The organism is Mesorhizobium sp. M0768 (assembly GCF_040320195.1).
In the GTDB taxonomy this organism is placed as follows: Bacteria; Pseudomonadota; Alphaproteobacteria; order Rhizobiales; family Rhizobiaceae; genus Mesorhizobium.
Genome location: NZ_JAMYPD010000007.1, coordinates 47,247 through 62,463, shown reverse-complemented (window position 1 = coordinate 62,463; position 15,217 = coordinate 47,247). Strand labels below are relative to the sequence as shown.

Annotated in this window: 17 protein-coding genes; 8 read left to right on the top strand and 9 right to left on the bottom strand. The window is 63.1% G+C overall.

Going from position 1 to position 15,217, the window contains the following annotated elements; all coding sequences use genetic code 11:
* Window positions 1-19: 19 nt before the first annotated feature.
* The 5 genes from NKI08_RS11730 to NKI08_RS11710 all read right to left on the bottom strand — a co-directional run bounded on the left by NKI08_RS11730 (window position 20) and on the right by NKI08_RS11710 (window position 5,715).
* Entirely contained in the window at window positions 20-1,552 is a 1,533-nt protein-coding gene (locus NKI08_RS11730) for a sugar ABC transporter ATP-binding protein (protein ID WP_352769345.1), read from the bottom strand.
* The gene (locus tag NKI08_RS11725; RefSeq protein ID WP_352769342.1) at window positions 1,542-2,525 is read right to left on the bottom strand and encodes an ABC transporter permease; all 984 of its coding nucleotides are present in this window, start codon (window positions 2,523-2,525) and stop codon (window positions 1,542-1,544) included. Before NKI08_RS11725 ends, NKI08_RS11730 begins: the two co-directional genes overlap by 11 nt.
* A 141-nt stretch (window positions 2,526-2,666) precedes the next feature.
* Window positions 2,667-3,698: a sugar ABC transporter substrate-binding protein gene (locus NKI08_RS11720; protein ID WP_352769339.1), complete on the bottom strand. Its 1,032-nt coding sequence runs from the start codon at window positions 3,696-3,698 to the stop codon at window positions 2,667-2,669.
* Window positions 3,699-3,721: 23 nt separating this feature from the next.
* Window positions 3,722-4,573, bottom strand: a complete 852-nt coding sequence (locus NKI08_RS11715) for an IclR family transcriptional regulator (RefSeq protein ID WP_352769336.1) — start codon at window positions 4,571-4,573, stop codon at window positions 3,722-3,724.
* Complete coding sequence (locus tag NKI08_RS11710; protein ID WP_352769333.1) at window positions 4,573-5,715, bottom strand: extracellular solute-binding protein; 1,143 nt, start codon at window positions 5,713-5,715, stop codon at window positions 4,573-4,575. Before NKI08_RS11710 ends, NKI08_RS11715 begins: the two co-directional genes overlap by 1 nt.
* A gap of 617 nt (window positions 5,716-6,332) precedes the next feature.
* Between NKI08_RS11710 and cyoA the strand changes: the two genes are divergently transcribed.
* The 4 genes from cyoA to cyoD are packed head-to-tail and all read left to right on the top strand — an operon-like array spanning window position 6,333 to window position 10,337.
* Window positions 6,333-7,256 (top strand): ubiquinol oxidase subunit II, encoded by a 924-nt coding sequence (gene cyoA, locus NKI08_RS11705; RefSeq protein WP_352769330.1) that lies wholly within the window; start codon window positions 6,333-6,335, stop codon window positions 7,254-7,256.
* Between the two features lie 2 nt (window positions 7,257-7,258).
* On the top strand, window positions 7,259-9,265 hold the full coding sequence (cyoB, locus tag NKI08_RS11700) for a cytochrome o ubiquinol oxidase subunit I (RefSeq protein ID WP_352615131.1): 2,007 nt from the start codon (window positions 7,259-7,261) through the stop codon (window positions 9,263-9,265).
* Window positions 9,262-9,912 carry a cytochrome o ubiquinol oxidase subunit III gene (gene cyoC, locus NKI08_RS11695; RefSeq protein WP_352449535.1) on the top strand — a complete coding sequence of 217 codons (651 nt, stop codon included), beginning with the start codon at window positions 9,262-9,264 and terminating at the stop codon, window positions 9,910-9,912. Before cyoB ends, cyoC begins: the two co-directional genes overlap by 4 nt.
* Entirely contained in the window at window positions 9,909-10,337 is a 429-nt protein-coding gene (gene cyoD, locus NKI08_RS11690; RefSeq protein ID WP_352769325.1) for a cytochrome o ubiquinol oxidase subunit IV, read from the top strand. The genes cyoC and cyoD overlap by 4 nt, the downstream gene beginning before the upstream one ends.
* Window positions 10,338-10,415: 78 nt before the next feature.
* Here cyoD and NKI08_RS11685 read toward each other — a convergent pair whose 3' ends face one another.
* Window positions 10,416-10,610 carry a hypothetical protein gene (locus tag NKI08_RS11685; protein ID WP_352769322.1) on the bottom strand — a complete coding sequence of 65 codons (195 nt, stop codon included), beginning with the start codon at window positions 10,608-10,610 and terminating at the stop codon, window positions 10,416-10,418.
* Between the two features lie 49 nt (window positions 10,611-10,659).
* Entirely contained in the window at window positions 10,660-11,070 is a 411-nt protein-coding gene (locus tag NKI08_RS11680) for a YbhB/YbcL family Raf kinase inhibitor-like protein (protein ID WP_352769319.1), read from the bottom strand.
* A 200-nt stretch (window positions 11,071-11,270) separates the two neighbouring features.
* On the opposite strand from NKI08_RS11680, the gene NKI08_RS11675 reads away from it, so the two are divergent.
* The 3 genes from NKI08_RS11675 to NKI08_RS11665 all read left to right on the top strand — a co-directional run bounded on the left by NKI08_RS11675 (window position 11,271) and on the right by NKI08_RS11665 (window position 13,168).
* On the top strand, window positions 11,271-12,464 hold the full coding sequence (locus NKI08_RS11675) for a DUF3182 family protein (protein WP_352769316.1): 1,194 nt from the start codon (window positions 11,271-11,273) through the stop codon (window positions 12,462-12,464).
* A 99-nt stretch (window positions 12,465-12,563) separates the two neighbouring features.
* Entirely contained in the window at window positions 12,564-12,935 is a 372-nt protein-coding gene (locus NKI08_RS11670; RefSeq protein ID WP_352682402.1) for a SpoIIAA family protein, read from the top strand.
* A gap of 17 nt (window positions 12,936-12,952) precedes the next feature.
* On the top strand, window positions 12,953-13,168 hold the full coding sequence (locus NKI08_RS11665; protein ID WP_352769313.1) for a hypothetical protein: 216 nt from the start codon (window positions 12,953-12,955) through the stop codon (window positions 13,166-13,168).
* A gap of 39 nt (window positions 13,169-13,207) precedes the next feature.
* Here NKI08_RS11665 and NKI08_RS11660 read toward each other — a convergent pair whose 3' ends face one another.
* Together NKI08_RS11660 and NKI08_RS11655 are read right to left on the bottom strand one after the other, a co-directional pair.
* Entirely contained in the window at window positions 13,208-13,531 is a 324-nt protein-coding gene (locus tag NKI08_RS11660) for a hypothetical protein (protein WP_352539878.1), read from the bottom strand.
* 197 nt (window positions 13,532-13,728) lie between these two features.
* Window positions 13,729-14,166 carry an Lrp/AsnC family transcriptional regulator gene (locus NKI08_RS11655; protein WP_352769310.1) on the bottom strand — a complete coding sequence of 146 codons (438 nt, stop codon included), beginning with the start codon at window positions 14,164-14,166 and terminating at the stop codon, window positions 13,729-13,731.
* 128 nt (window positions 14,167-14,294) lie between these two features.
* On the opposite strand from NKI08_RS11655, the gene rocF reads away from it, so the two are divergent.
* Window positions 14,295-15,215, top strand: coding sequence for an arginase (gene rocF, locus NKI08_RS11650; RefSeq protein ID WP_352614279.1), 921 nt, complete (start codon window positions 14,295-14,297; stop codon window positions 15,213-15,215).
* Window positions 15,216-15,217: the final 2 nt, after the last annotated feature.

Genomic DNA, 15,217 nt, shown 5'->3' with positions numbered 1-15,217 from the left:
TTTGCGAAGCGTCATCGTCTTAGCCGATTGCCGCATTGAGGATGTTCTCCTGCATGGCCTCGTCGCGAGGCATGATCGCGGTGAGGCGGCCTTCGCACATCACCGCGATGCGGTCGGCAAGCCCCAGCAGCTCGGGCATTTCGGACGTCATCATGACGACCGCCAGGCCCTCGCCGGCGAGCCGGTCGATGAGCGCAAAAATCTCCGACTTGGCGCCGACGTCGATGCCGCGGGTCGGCTCGTCGACGACGATCACCTTCAGGCCTCGCATCAGCCAGCGCGCGATCAGCACTTTCTGCTGATTGCCGCCGGACAGATTCTTGACCTGCTGGAACAGGCTGGGCGTCCGGATGCGGAAACGGTCGACATAGTCCTGCACCGCCTTGCGTTCCCTGGCCTTGTCGATGAAGCCCATTCTGGCGAAGGCGCCGAGTGAGGCGAGGCTGGCATTCTGGTAGACCGGCAACTCGCCCATCAGCCCCTCGCTCTTGCGGTCCTCGGTGAGCAGGCCGATGCCGAGCCGGACGCCGGTGTGCGTTTCGTGCGGCAGCAGCCGGCTGCCATCGACCGAAATGGCGCCGGAAGTGATCGGGTCGTAGCCGACGATGGCCTTGGCGAGCTCGGTCCGGCCGGCGCCCATCAGGCCGAAGAAGCCGAGGACTTCGCCGGCATGCGCCTCGAACGACACATCCTTCAGCTTCTTGGCGGTGCTGAGTCCTTCAACGGAAAGCGCGACCTTGCTGCCCGGCGCGCCGCGCTTGCGCGGGAACAGGTTTTCGATGCGCCGGCCGATCATGTCCTGGATCAGCGTGTCGTTGGTATGTTGGCCGATCGGCCTGGTCGAGACGTGGCGGCCGTCGCGCAGCACGGTCACGGTGTCGGCGATCTCGAAGACCTCGTCGAGCTTGTGGCTGACATAGAGCACCGCGATGCCCAGCGCGGCCAGCCGGCGGATGACGGTGAACAGCAGCGAGACCTCGTTAGGCGTCAGCGAGGAGGTCGGCTCGTCCATCACCACGACGCGGGCCTCATGGGCGAGTGCGCGGGCGATCTCGACCATCTGCTGCTGGCTGACCGGCAGCGATCCCGTGCGCGCCGCCGGGTCGACGTTGAAGCCGATACGCTTGAACAGAGCGGCCGCATCGGCACGGATCTTCTTCCAGTCGATCGAGCCGCCTTTGCCGGTCGGATAGCCTTCGAGGAAGATGTTTTCGGCGACGCTGAATTCGGCGATCAGCGCGATCTCCTGGAACACCACCTTGATGCCCTCTTTCAGGCTATCGCGCGGCGACTTGATGTCGGCCTCGCGGCCGCGCAGGCGGATGGTGCCGGCATCCTTGCCGTAGACCCCGGCCATGATCTTGATCAGCGTCGACTTGCCAGCGCCGTTCTCGCCCATCAGGGCATGGATTTTGCCGGGTTCCAAGGTCAGATCGACATTGTCCAGCGCCATCACGCCGGGAAAACGCTTGCCGATGCCGCGCATCTCCAGCGCCGGCACGCTTTTGTCGACAGCCACGGTTTCGCCGGGGTGAAGGAAATCAACCGACATTGGCTCTGTTCCGCACGATGTCGAGAAAGGTCGCCACGATGATGACGATGCCGGGCACCACCATCTGCAGGTCCTGGTTCCAGCCGAGGATGATGATGCCGTTGTCGATGACCTTCAGCACCAGCACGCCCAGCAACGTGCCAAGCAGCGAGCCGCGGCCGCCAAGCAGGCTGGTGCCGCCGAGGATGACGGCGGCAATCACCGTCAGCTCGAAGCCGCGGCCAGCGGTCGGCTGGCCGGCATTCATCAGCGACGACAGGATCATGCCGGCGACGCCGACGCACAGGCCGGTGACGACGAAGGCGAACAGTTTCAGCCCTTGCGAGCGCACGCCGGAGAGACGAACCGCGCGCTCGTTGGCGCCGACAGCGTAGAGATAACGGCCGAGCGTGGTGAAGCGCAGCGTTGCCGCGGCCAGCGCGAAAATCACCGCGGCAACGACCACGGGCAGCGGGATCGCGCCGATATAGCCAGCGCCGAGATCGGTGAAGCCGGCAAGCCGGTGGTGGTTCTGCACCGCCTCGCGGGTGAACAGGTAAACGCCGCCCTGCAGCATCATCATGGTGCCGATGGTGGCGATCAGCGAGTTCACCTTGAGGCTGGTGACGACGAGGCCGTTGAAAAGGCCGACCGCGCCTGAAAAGGCGAGCGCCGCCAGCAGCCCGAGCGTCAGACTGTGCGTTGAATTGAGCACGGCCATGCCGATGCAGCCGACAAAAGCCAGCGATGCACCGACCGACAGGTCGACTTCCGCAGTGATGATCAGCATCGTCATGCCGGAGGCAACGATCAGCACCAGGGCGCATTGGCGCAGGATGGCGATGATGTTGGCCTCGGAATAGAATTGCGGCGCGGCAATCGAAATGGCGATGCAGAGCACGGCCAGGATCACGCCGAGCACCAGCTGGCTGCTGCCCAGCAGCTGGCCGCCGATGAAACGCCTTGGCGCAGAGGGTTGCGTAAGCTCGCTCATGTCCATTTCATTTCCGGGCCCGTATCGGTGCCGTCGCCATCTGGAAACTGCCGGCCAAAACAGGACGGTTGCCCTGTTTTGCCGTTCGGCATATCCGATCCGCCGCCCTTCCCGCCGTGCGGGAAGGGCTACCCGGAATCCTTACTTCTTCAGATCGGCGGAAGTTTTCATGCATTTTTCCGGTGGCTGAAGCGCATTGACGGCATCCCATTTGATTTTGCGTGTGGTGCCATCGTAGTCGTAGAACTTCTTCCAGTCGTCGCCGTTCATCGGCGCGGTCGGGCTGACGATGTGTTCCGGCACCTCTTCGCCATTGAAGAGCTTAACCGCTGCATCGATGGCGGTGTAGCCTTCCTTTTCCGGGAACATCGCGGCCTCGATGCGGTAGGACGGTTCGTTCTGCATCGCATTGATGAAGGCGAGGCCTTCGCCGCCGGTGCCGACAGTCAAGAGGCCGTCCTGCGACTTGCCGGCCGCTTTCCAGGCTTGAAGGCCGCCGAGCGAGGAGGAATCGTTGATGCCGTAGATGATGTTGATGTCGGCGTTCTTGGCAAGAGCCGCCGAAGAGACTTCGAGTGCGCGATCGGGATTGCCGCCGCCGTCGAGGTCGTGGACCATGACCGCGTCGGGGACGATGGTCTTGAGGCCATCCATGAAACCCTGCGACCGCAGCACGGTGGCGGACAGCAGCGGCAGGCCGACATTCATCACCTTGGCTTTGGCTTCGAGCTTTTCCTTGGCGTATTTGCCGGCTTCGACGCCGGCGGTGTAGCCGGTGTCGTAGTCGCAGATCGCGACCATTGTGGTCATGCCCTTAACCGGATTGCCTTCGAGCACGACCGGAACGTTGTTGGATTTCGCCTGGCGCAGCAGCGGCACGACGCCTTCCTCGTTGACGGGCGTGATGATCAGGACGTCGACGCCCTTGGCCATGAAATCTTCGGCGGCGGAGACCTCCTTGGCAACGTCCAGATTGGCGTCCTGCACCTCGAGCTCGATACCGAGTTCCTTGGCGCGTGACTGCATGCCCTTGATGACGTTCTGATACCACTCATGCGTGGCGTAGTTGGTGACGTAGCCGATGCGCTTCGGCATGTTTTCGGCGTGTGCCGCGGCGGCGCTCAGAGCAAGCACCGCCGCCGAGGCAAACAGCATCGATTTGGACCAGTTCATGTTTCTTCTCCCTGTATTTCTTGTCAGTTGCTGAACGGATAGTCCCGCCGTTCCGGGTCGGCACGTGAAGAGGGGGCAGCTTCGCCCGCGCCCAGCGCCGCCGATATCGCCTCGGCCGCCGCCTTCGCCCGTTCGAAGACGGTGCTGCGATCGAAGCGGGCGGCCTTTTGCGGCAGGAAGGGGACGGTGAGCGCGGCAATGACGGCGCCGGTATGGTCGCGCACCGGCATCGAGATATTGGTGCAGCCCTCGACAGCCAGCGAGGCGCGCATTTCATAGCCGAGCCTTGCGACCTCGTTCAGCCGCGCTTCGATTTCCGCCCGGCTGCCTTGGCCTTCGCCTGCAGCGACGATCCGTTCGACGATGCGGTCGCGCTCGGCGCGGCTCGAATGCGCCAGCAGCACCGCGCCGGAGCTCGTTTCGAGGATCGGGAAATGCGAGCCAAGGGCAACCGAATAACGCATCGGCAAAGGCGAATCGATCTGCAGCACGACCAGTGCGCTCTCGCCTTCGCGCACGACCAGATGGCAGCTCTGGTCGGCATTGGCGGCGAGGCCGCGCATCACCGGCAGCGCGCATTCGACCAGGCGGTTCACCGGAGGATGCATATGCGCCAGTTCGAACAGCTTCAGCGACAGGCGGAAGCGGTCCGATTGCGTCCGGAAAATGTAGCCGCGCTTCTCCAGCAGCAGCAGGATGCGGTAGATCTCGTGAATGGAGCGCCCCATTCCGGTGGCGATCTCGGTCTGGGTCAGCGGCTCGCCGCTGGCAGCCATGAATTCCAGTATGTCGAGCGCCTTCTCCACCGCCGGCACCCGATAGCCGTTGCGGCCGCTTTCGCCTTCGTCGACGATCTGGGCAATATCGGCGGCCATTACGCGACGCTCCGTTGCGGCTGGCCATGCCTGGTCTCGCGATAGAGCCGGTTCAGCCGATCCGCGAGCTCGGCCGCCTGCAATTCGCCGGCGATCGCCGCCGCGGCATGCGGGGCGCATTGGCGGAAGAAGCTGATGAAGCCCGGATGGGTCGGGCGCAGATAAGAGGCTTCGATCGTCGCCAGCGTCGAGGCGAAGAAGCCGCCCGAGAGCGCGTTGACCTCGGTATCCTGCCACGCCGCCAGCGACCCCGGCTGTCCGCCGGATTTCACATAGTCGCCGCGCTGATAGCCGGGCGAGCACAGAAATAGCGCGTAATCGATGGCTGCCTGCTTGTGTTTCGATTGGGCGCTGACGCCGATGCCGGCGCCGCCGAGCAAGGCGCCGGCGGATCGCGGCGTCGGCACGTCGGCGAAGCGCAGATACGGCCTGTCTGCCTTAGAGGCGTAGTTCACGTAGCCGAAGGCGAACGGCACGTAGACCACGTCGTCATGCGCAATCATGTGATCGTAGCAACGGATCGGGTTCCATTTCGGCGAGTTCGGATGCGACAGCGCCGCAAGCTGGCGCAATTGCCCGACGGCCCGCTCGATTTTTTCCCCGGCGATGAACTCGTCGCGGTCTTCCCGGGGCTCACCGAGCGTCAAAAGCAGGCACATGGCGTCAGTCGGCACCAACGGCAGCCCAAGCCATTTGCCGTCCTTCAAGGCGCGCCGGCCGAGCTCCAGCACCTCGTCATGGCTGCGCGGCAGCGGTCCGTAGCGCTCCAGGAGATCGGGGCGATACGAGGCAACCTGACAGGCAGCATCGATCGGCAACGCCCATTGAAGCCCGTCCCTTGCGTAGGATTGCCAGGATGCGCCGACCGAATCCCGTTCGAAGCCGTGGCGCTGCTCGGCCGACAAATCGAACGGCACCATCAGCCCGCCTTCGGCAATATCGCCGATGAACGGATGGTCGAACACGACAAGATCATAGGCGCCGAGCACCGGACCAAGCGCGCCCTCGCCGAATTCGTAGAGGCTGCGGCGGTCCCATTCGATCTCAAGACCGGGATTGGCGGCACAATACGGCCCGATGCTGGCGTCGAGCGGACCCCAGCAGCGTCGGTGATCCCACGCGAGACCGCGCAGTCTTGTCATGCCCGAAATTCCTCCCTGAAACCGGCCCAGCCGATTAGTAGCAACTATTTTCACCTAGACAAGTAATTTTTACATACGCAAAAGGCTCGGCTTCGTTTACAGGGAAGCCGCCCAACCGCCGCTGGTGCGCATCGCATGCCGCTGGTGCGCATCGCGTTGCCCGCCGGCCTTCAACCAAAGGCTGCGATGGATCTGGCTTTTTGGGAACTTTCGCGACGAACATTCGTTCGGTTGGCGCAGCCATCTGGAGCAGCATCACTGAAATTAGCAGCTACGTCGCAGGGAGCGGACTAAATGGACCAACCGTGGGCGCGGCCACGAACCGGTTTACCGCCTTGGCATTCGCCACGTTTCTGGCGATAACTTCGATCTGGGTACTGTTTCTGGTTTCTTAGGATTTGGCTCTGGTTGCTTGGGATTTGCCGCTGGTTTTTAGGATTTGGAGGGTTCTCGACAGGTTGACCGCTTAACGATGACGTCCGCCGCGTGTGGTTCTGCCAGCCGGAGCCGCGTGCGTGAAGAAACTGTCGCCAGGAGCACACCGGCGCGCACATTCGGGGTTGGCAGCCACGCTGCCTGCAACGTTCCAATCGGTTTTCAGGAAACGGCGAGATCTCATGCTGCTGAGGGTGATCGTTCGAAACTGTGCCGCCATCCGTCTTGGCTGCCTCGGCGCGACGATCCTGCTGGTCGGGCTGCTTGCCGGCTGCCAGGGCGGCGTGCTCGATCCGCAAGGGCCGGTGGGGGCGGCGCAGCGGACGATCCTGCTCAATTCGGTTGCTATCATGCTGGCCATCGTCATCCCGACGATCGTGGCGACGCTCGGCTTTGCCTGGTGGTTCCGGGAAACCAACACAAGAGCGCGATACCTGCCGGAATGGGCCTATTCCGGACGCATCGAACTGGTAGTCTGGTCGATCCCCATCCTCGTCATCCTGTTTCTGAGCGGCATCATCTGGATCGGGTCGCATGACCTCGACCCAATGAAGCCGTTGGATTCCCAGCAAAGGCCGTTCGAGGTGCAGGTCGTCTCGCTCGACTGGAAATGGCTGTTCATCTACCCCGAGCAGAATGTCGCGAGCATCAACCAGCTCGTGGTGCCGGCGGGCAGGCCGGTGCATTTCTCGCTCACCTCGGCAAGCGTCATGAATGCGTTCTTCGTGCCTCAGCTCGGCGGCATGATCTACACGATGAACGGCATGACGACGCAGCTTCACCTGCAGGCGGATCAGCCGGGTGACTTCTATGGGCGGTCGGCCCATTTCAGCGGTGACGGTTTTCCAGGCATGCAATTCGTGCTGCATGCCGTCGCGGCGGACGCCTTCGAGGCGTTCGTCAATTCGGCGCGAAGCCAGGGACAGGCACTCGACAAGGCCAGCTACCAGGAACTGGCCAGACAGAGCACCGACGTGCCGCTTTCGACCTATCGCTCGGTCGAGCCGGACCTTTTCCACGAAATCGCGACGCAGGGCGTTCCACCCGCGCCCGGCCCCCAGGCCGGTCGCCCCGGGCCGAGCGTATCGCCCAAGGCAGGAGGCTGACAATGCTCGGAAAATTGAGCTGGGACGTCATTCCGTTCGATCAGCCTCTGCCGATGATCGCCTCGGCGGTCGTCGCCCTGGCAATCCTCGGCGTGCTGGCCTGGGTCTTCCTGGCCGGCCATTTCCCCTATCTCTGGCGCGAATGGATCACCAGCGTCGATCACAAGCGGATTGGCGTCATGTACACGCTGCTGGCGCTGCTGATGCTGCTGCGCGGCTTCAGCGACGCCGTCATGATGCGGTCGCAGCAGGCCCTCGCCTTCCAGGCGCCCGGCTATCTGCCGCCCGACCACTTCAACCAGGTCTTTTCCGCCCACGGCACCATCATGATCTTTTTCGGGGCGATGCCGTTCGTCATCGGCCTGATGAACCTGGTCGTGCCGCTGCAGCTCGGCGTCCGAGACGTTGCCTTTCCGACGCTCAACTCGGTGAGTTTCTGGCTCACCGCCACCGGTGCGCTGCTGGTCAACATCTCGCTGGTGATCGGTGAATTCGCGCGTACCGGATGGCTGCCCTATCCGCCGCTCAGCGAGACCGCCTATTCGCCGGGCGTTGGCGTCGACTATTATCTGTGGGCCGTGCAGATAGCGGGCGTCGGAACGCTGCTCACCGGGATCAATTTCGTCACCACGATCCTGAAGATGCGGTCGCCCGGCATGAGTTACCTCAGGATGTCGATGTTCTGCTGGACCTCACTTGCCGCCAGCCTGCTCATCGTCGCCGCCTTCCCGATCCTCACCGCCACGCTCGCGATGCTGACGCTCGACCGCTATTTCGGCTTTCATTTCTTCACCAATGAAGCTGGCGGCAACATGCTGATGTTCGTGAACCTGATCTGGGCCTGGGGCCATCCCGAGGTCTACATCCTCGTCCTGCCGGCGTTCGGCATCTTCTCGGAGGTCATCTCCACCTTCTCCAGCAAGCCGCTGTTCGGCTACCGCTCGATGGTGGCCGCGACGCTCTTCATCTGCATCGTCTCCTTCATGGTGTGGCTGCACCACTTCTTCACGATGGGCGCCGGCGCCGACGTCAACGCCGCGTTCGGCATCGCCACCAGCATCATCGCTGTCGGTACCGGCGTGAAGATCTATAACTGGATGTTCACCATGTATGGCGGCCGCATCCGCTTCGCGACGCCAATGCTGTGGTCGCTGGGCTTTATGGTGACATTCGTCATCGGCGGCATGACGGGTGTGTTGCTGGCGGTGCCACCAGCCGATTTCCTGCTCCACAACAGCCTGTTCCTGGTGGCGCATTTCCACAACGTCATCATCGGCGGCGTGCTGTTCGGCGCCTTCGCGGGATATACCTACTGGTTTCCCAAGGCATTCGGCTTCCGGCTGCACGAGGGCTGGGGCAAGCTGGCCTTCTGGCTGACGCTGATCGGGTTCTACGCCACCTTCGTGCCCCTCTACACTGTCGGCCTGCTCGGCATGACCCGCCGCATGCAGCATTTCGACGTGCCGGCCTGGCATCCGTGGGTGCTGGTTGCCGGCGTCGGCATGTTGATCACCACCGCCGGCGTGGTCGCGCAGATCGTACAGCTCGTCGTCAGCATCCGGCAGCGCGCGGCGCTTCGCGACGCCACCGGAGATCCCTGGGACGGCCGCTCGCTGGAATGGGCCACGCCCTCGCCGCCGCCGGTCTTCAACTTCGCCGCGCTTCCGCATGTCGAGGGCGAAGAGCCCTACTGGAGCATCAAGCAGCGGGCACGCGAGCAAAACCGGCTGCGCGACGAGCCTGACTACGAGCCGATCGAGATGCCCCGCAACAGTCCCACCGGGTTCATCTGCGCCTTTTTTGCGACCGTGATGGGTTTTGCCCTCATCTGGCACATCTGGTGGATGGTGGCGCTCGGCGCGCTCGGTGCTTTGGCCACCTTCGTCGTATTCGCGTGGCGCGACATCCCCGAATACGTCATTCCTGCCGCCGAAGTCGCCCGGATCGACCGCGCCAACCGAAGTGCGCGCCGCGAGGCGCTGGCCACTTACACGGGGCCAAGGCCATGACCGCGATCGACGTTCGAGAGCGTGACCCCTACCGCCTCCATGGCGGGCACGGCCATGCACCCGGCCACGGAGACGGCGGCCCGGCACCGATCCGGATCGTCGTGGGCTACGGCTTCTGGATCTTCCTTCTGAGCGACATCGTGATGTTCTCGGCCTTCTTCGCGGCCTATGCGGTGCTGGCGGGCAAGACGGCGGGCGGACCAAGCGGAGCCGAGCTGTTCGACCTGCGCAACGTCGCGATCGAGACGGCCGCTTTGCTGTTGTCGAGCTTCACCTGCGGTCTCGCCAGCCTCGCCGTGACAGCGCGGCGAAGCTCCTGGTTCTATGTCGCGATGGCTGTCACCTTCGTGCTCGGCGCCAGCTTCATCCTGCTCGAGTTGCGCGAGTTCGCGCATATGGTTGCCAGCGGTGCCGGACCGACGCGCAGCGCTTTCCTGTCGGCGTTCTTCACGCTGGTTGGATGCCATGGCCTTCACGTCACGGCGGGGCTGCTGTGGCTGCTCACGATGATGGCGCAGATCTTCGCCAAGGGATTCCGCGACGATATTCTTCGGCGTTTCATGTGCTTCAGCCTGTTCTGGCACGCCCTCGACATCATCTGGGTCGCCCTGTTCACGGTGGTCTATCTCCTGGGAGCAAGTCGATGAGCAATGCGGACGATCGCCACGCGCAACGGCGCGACACCGATGGGCTGGAGCGCTACGACATCGATACGGCGCCGGGTGACGAATACCTCGGCGACACCGAGGTCGGATCCGGGCTACGCGGCTATGTGATCGGCCTCGGGCTGGCAACGCTGCTGACCATCGCCTCGTTCTGGTTGCCCGGAACCAACCTGATATGGGCACCCGGCATTCCGGTGGCGCTGGTCGTGCTGGCGATCGCCCAGATGGGCGTCCATCTCGTCTTCTTCCTGCACATCACGACGGGACCGGACAACACCAACAACGCCCTGGCGCTTGCCTTCGGCGTGCTGATCGTAGTTCTGGTGATCGGCGGCTCGATCTGGATCATGGCCAATCTCGACCACAATTTGATGCCGATGAATGCGACCATGAACATGAACCGCTAGCGATGTGAGGCGCAGCGCAGTGCCTCCAGCCCGGCCTTGCCCGCCGCTTCAGACGCATTGCCGGATGACGGACCGGTATCAGCTGCGCTGGCTGGAGTTTTGATTTTTGCGATCCTTCGGCGATATCGCGCCTTTCGAGGCCTTTGAGCCGCCGCCCCACTCCTGGGCTTTCCGTGCCTGATCGCCTGCTTCCTTCGGTGCCTCGGCCTTGTCGCTGCCGCTGGCTTTCTTGCCGGATATGGGTTGGTCAACAGGGTTTGATTTGTTGTCCATCATGCTTCTCCGTTTGTGCCGAACCAGGCGACGGGATGGCGTGGCGTCCTCAAGCCCGTTCGAACGTGCCGACGAGCTCGGCCTCTCCCACGACGTGCGGCTCGGTCTGTTTCAGCACGTCTTCGACGGCAGCCTTCTCGCCGAGATGAAGCGTCTCGACGTCGAGTGCAAGAAGCCGGAAATGGTAATGGTGGAGCCCATGCCCAGGCGGCGGCTGGGGGCCGTCATAATGAGGATTGCCGAAATCGTTGACGCCGTGTCCGAGGCTCTCGGTCTTGGCGCCGGCGGTCGTGCCTTCGGGAAGAAAGTTGCGCTGTGCGTCGATGTCGTAGACCGCCCAATGACGGAACATGCCTGAAGGGGCGTCGGGGTCCTCGACGGCCAGGACGAAGCTTTTGGTTCCTTGCGGCGCGTTCGTTGCCGCCGTCGCGGGAATAGCGCGGCGGTATTTTGTCGCCATCGGCAAAGGCAGAGCTTTTGAGCCTGAAAGCCATGGTCTCCATCTCGCTGTCTGAGATTCCCTCATAAACAGCTACGAGCCGCCGAGTTCCGGTCGCCGCCCCGGTCAAACCTCGGTCAAACCGGATTGCCGGCCGTTGGCCGGAACATTCGCCGAGGAAGCGGGTTTTTCGGTTCGGACGCATCGCCGCGGAAACGGCAATGGGCTCGGCAATGGACGAAGGGCGCGACATGACCGGGCTAAGCGGTAAGCAACCAAGCGGGTCGAAAGGTGTTGTGGTCGCATTCTCCGCGCCGGGCGGCGAGACCATCTATGCCCACGAGCGGGAAACCGTCGCTGCCGTTGCGCGCACGATTGCGGCGTTGAAGGGCTTTGCCTTCCGCGAGGGCCTGAGTGACGGCGGCGGTGACAGTCGCCGACTGTATTTCGTGCCGGACGACAGCCTGCTTGCCGTCGATGCGCTCCAACTGGGCATAAACGGGCCGGACGACCTCTTCGGCGGTGTGGTGCCCTGGCGCCTCGCAACCACCAAGGCCATAACCCACGAGCTGGTGGACGGGTCGGCGGCACGGCCAAAAGAATGGCCAGCCGGCTTCGGCAGAGCCGTCGGCGCGGCCGTACTGCCCGGCTATACCGCATTTTCACGCGATGACGCGCTGCGCGCAGCGGAACGTCTGCTGCAGCTCGGGCTGGTCCGGTTCAAGCCACCGCGCGCTTCGCGGGGCCGCGACCAGCACACCGCCGCGACCGTCGCCGATATCGAAAGGCTGCTGGATCGATATCCATCCTCCGACCTGAGGGAATACGGCCTTGTTCTCGAAACGGAGCTTCGCGACATCGTCACGCTGAGCATTGGCAGAACGGCGATCGACGGAACATCGGTCGCCTATTACGGCGTGCAGCGAATGACGGCCGACAATGCCGGACAGCCCGTTTACGGCGGATCCGATCTGGTCGTCGTGCGCGGCGGATGGGAGGCGCTGGACGGGCTGCAGCTTTCTCCGGCGCTAAGTTTGGCTGTGGCGCAGGCGAGGATCTACGACGCCGCGATGGATGGCTATCCCGGATTCTTTGCCTCACGGCGCAACTACGACATCGGCCAAGGTGTCGATTCCTCGGGCATCTGGCGATCGGGAGTGCTGGAAGCCAGCTGGCGGATCGGCGGCAGCAGCAGCGCCGAGCTTGCGGCGATGGACGCCATGAAGCGCGACCCCGACGTGCAGATCGTGCATGTCTCCGCCGTCAAGCAGTTCGGCAACACCGCGCAGCTGCCACTGAATGCAGAAATCCACTTCGACGGAGAGGACCCCGAGGAGGGTCAAATCACGCGTTATACCGTCGTCACCCAGGCGATCCGAGCGCCGGTCGGGGAGGCCGGCCGATCGTCGTTCTAACCATGTCAGGTTGAAGCCAAGCACGCCTCCGGCAGGGAACATCCGCCAATGGCCCGAGTTTGTTTCGGGCAGGCAGCAAGTCAGAGACCGGAGGAAAAAATGATCGAGATGATTTCCGCTCCCCAGAATGTCGCCGCCTTTCGTGTCATCGGCACCGTGACGGCGGACGACTACGACAAAGTCATCCCGGCAATCGAAGCGAAACTGAGCGACCATAAGGACATCGGCGTCCTGACCGATCTTGCCGATTTCGAGGACATGACGGCTGGCGCCTTGCGGCGCGACCTGCAGTATGGGCTGAGCAAACTTGGCGAGGTCCACCGCTTCAAACGTGCCGCCGTGATTTCCAACAAGCAGTGGATCAAGGCAGCCACGGAAATGACGGACGCGCTGTTTCCGCAAATCGAGGCGCGGGTGTTCCCGGAGGACGAAAAAGCCCAGGCCCTGAAATGGGTGGCAGGCGTACAATAGCGGTGTTGGGGAGTGCCATGCCGTTCGACAAACGACAGAATCCGGAAGGCCTCTGGGAGGTCTATGACAGCGAGAGCGACGAAGCCGTCGTGGTCGGCGGGTTGCCGCTTTCCGGTCTCGACGAAAGCGAAGCCGATGAAGCGATTGAAAAGCTCAATCGGGGCGATCTGACGTCGGACAACATCCCCGAGACGGTTCGGTCAGGGTGGCCTCCGACCAAGGACGGTTTGTGATGACAGCCTGACGGACGTCACCGAGGACCGGTCGCGGATCTACGACGAGGCCTTGACCCCAAGCTTGCGGGCTTTGTCCTCAAATTCGTCGCGAATATCCTCGATCGTCGGCAGATGCAGGCGCCGCAGCTGGGCGTGCAACTTTTTGGCGGCATCTGAGCTCAGGTCGCGCTTGAAATTGGTCGCGACCTCCTCGGCCGAGCCGTAATGGCGATAGCGCTCGATCTCGGTCTTCGTGGCTTGCTGGACGTGCTCGAGCGTCTTGCGTTCGGCATCGGATTTTCCGTCTGGTTTGGCCCGCATGACCGGATTGAACGCTTTGCTGATAACGAATTCGACCAGTTCCTGCTGGGCGTGAGCCATGATTGTTCTCCCTCGAAGAAGGGCTGTCCGAGCCTAGAACGGTTCATCGGGGGAAACGCTGAACCGATCACTCTTGTTTTGACGCAATTCCGAACGGAAAACCGTTTCACACTTTTCCTGCAATTGCTCTAACCGCGGCGGCAATTGAAGGTTCCCTGGCTTGGGATTTCATTGCCGCTGGAGGTCAAGGGCGAAGATCACAGCCGCGCCTTGGTGGTGCGCGGCGTTGCCAGGAGCAGGCTTGTTTCGCTGCCGGTAATTCCGGGAATCAGCCGGATACGTCTCAGCACCGCATCGAACTCGCTCAGCGTCTGGGTTCCGAGTTCTATCACCAGGTCCCACCGGCCATTGGTGGTGTGGATGGTCGAGACCTCGGAGAAGCCGCCCAGCGCCCGGATGACGCGATCGGCGGCATGGCCCTCGATCTCGATCATCATGATGCCACGCACCCGCTGATCGACCGCGTCGGCGCGTAGAATGACGGTGTAGCCGACGATGACGCCGTCTCTTTCAAGTCGCTCGATCCGGGACCTTACCGTTGCCCGGGAGACACCCAGGCTGACGGCAAGGTCGGAAATGCTGCGCCGGGCGTCGTGCCGCAAAGAGGTGATGATCCGCTCGTCAAGTTGGTCCATGTTTGCTCACAACGGAAGTAGATGCTGCCGCTATGGTAAGGCAGTTCAACAAATTTGCCAATTTGACATGTTCATTTTGCCAGCGATGCCCGCTTCAATAAAGCCATCGTAATTCGGTGAGTATGACAATGCATTGCACGATCGTTGGGGCGCCGATCCAGGCCGGCTCAGGCCGCATGGGCTGCGAGATGGGGCCGAGCGCGCTTCGCACGGCCGGTCTGGCCGGCGCGCTGACCGAGCTTGGCCATACGCTGACCGACCTCGGAACGATTGTCCCTGCCGATATGCGCCCTGTCGTACACGGCAACGCGGCGGTGAAGGCGCTGCCGGAAATCGCCGCCTGGACGGCAGCGATCAGCGAAACTGCCTATGCGGCAAGCGCCGATGCGATGCCGATCTTTCTCGGCGGCGACCACAGCATTTCGGCCGGCACGCTCGCCGGCATAGCCCGCCGCGCGGCGAATGCCGGTCGGCCGCTCTTCGTGCTGTGGCTCGACGCCCACCCCGATTTTCATACGCTCGACACGACGACCAGCGGCAATCTGCATGGCGTGCCGCTGGCCTATGCCAGCGGGCAGCCCGGCTTCGAGGGCTATTTCCCCCGGCTTGCAGCACAGGTGGAGCCGGCTTGCATATGCGCGCTGGGGATCCGCAGCGTGGACCTGGCGGAACGGGATGCATTGCGCAGAGCCCGCGTGACGGTCCACGACATGCGTTCGATCGACGAGCACGGCATAGCGCAACTGCTTCGCGCCTTTCTCGAACGGGTGAGCGCCGCCAATGGCATGCTCCATGTCAGCCTCGACGTCGATTTTCTCGACCCGTCGATCGCCCCGGCGGTGGGCACCACCGTTCCCGGCGGCGCCACCTTCCGCGAGGCGCATCTGGCGATGGAAATGCTGCATGACAGCGGCCTCGTCACCAGTCTCGACCTGGTCGAGCTCAACCCATTTCTTGACGAGCGCGGCCGCACCGCCACTCTTTTGGTTGACCTGACCGCAAGCCTGATGGGCCGGCGGATCATGGACCGCCCGACGAGGGGGTTCTGAGC

Coding starts and splice junctions, on each gene's coding strand:
- NKI08_RS11730 (WP_352769345.1), bottom strand. CDS start 1,552: ATGTCGGTTGATTTCCTTCACCCCGGCGAAACCGTGGCTGTCGACAAA.
- NKI08_RS11725 (WP_352769342.1), bottom strand. CDS start 2,525: ATGAGCGAGCTTACGCAACCCTCTGCGCCAAGGCGTTTCATCGGCGGC.
- NKI08_RS11720 (WP_352769339.1), bottom strand. CDS start 3,698: ATGAACTGGTCCAAATCGATGCTGTTTGCCTCGGCGGCGGTGCTTGCT.
- NKI08_RS11715 (WP_352769336.1), bottom strand. CDS start 4,573: ATGGCCGCCGATATTGCCCAGATCGTCGACGAAGGCGAAAGCGGCCGC.
- NKI08_RS11710 (WP_352769333.1), bottom strand. CDS start 5,715: ATGACAAGACTGCGCGGTCTCGCGTGGGATCACCGACGCTGCTGGGGT.
- cyoA (WP_352769330.1), top strand. CDS start 6,333: ATGCTGCTGAGGGTGATCGTTCGAAACTGTGCCGCCATCCGTCTTGGC.
- cyoB (WP_352615131.1), top strand. CDS start 7,259: ATGCTCGGAAAATTGAGCTGGGACGTCATTCCGTTCGATCAGCCTCTG.
- cyoC (WP_352449535.1), top strand. CDS start 9,262: ATGACCGCGATCGACGTTCGAGAGCGTGACCCCTACCGCCTCCATGGC.
- cyoD (WP_352769325.1), top strand. CDS start 9,909: ATGAGCAATGCGGACGATCGCCACGCGCAACGGCGCGACACCGATGGG.
- NKI08_RS11685 (WP_352769322.1), bottom strand. CDS start 10,610: ATGGACAACAAATCAAACCCTGTTGACCAACCCATATCCGGCAAGAAA.
- NKI08_RS11680 (WP_352769319.1), bottom strand. CDS start 11,070: ATGGCGACAAAATACCGCCGCGCTATTCCCGCGACGGCGGCAACGAAC.
- NKI08_RS11675 (WP_352769316.1), top strand. CDS start 11,271: ATGGGCTCGGCAATGGACGAAGGGCGCGACATGACCGGGCTAAGCGGT.
- NKI08_RS11670 (WP_352682402.1), top strand. CDS start 12,564: ATGATCGAGATGATTTCCGCTCCCCAGAATGTCGCCGCCTTTCGTGTC.
- NKI08_RS11665 (WP_352769313.1), top strand. CDS start 12,953: ATGCCGTTCGACAAACGACAGAATCCGGAAGGCCTCTGGGAGGTCTAT.
- NKI08_RS11660 (WP_352539878.1), bottom strand. CDS start 13,531: ATGGCTCACGCCCAGCAGGAACTGGTCGAATTCGTTATCAGCAAAGCG.
- NKI08_RS11655 (WP_352769310.1), bottom strand. CDS start 14,166: ATGGACCAACTTGACGAGCGGATCATCACCTCTTTGCGGCACGACGCC.
- rocF (WP_352614279.1), top strand. CDS start 14,295: ATGCATTGCACGATCGTTGGGGCGCCGATCCAGGCCGGCTCAGGCCGC.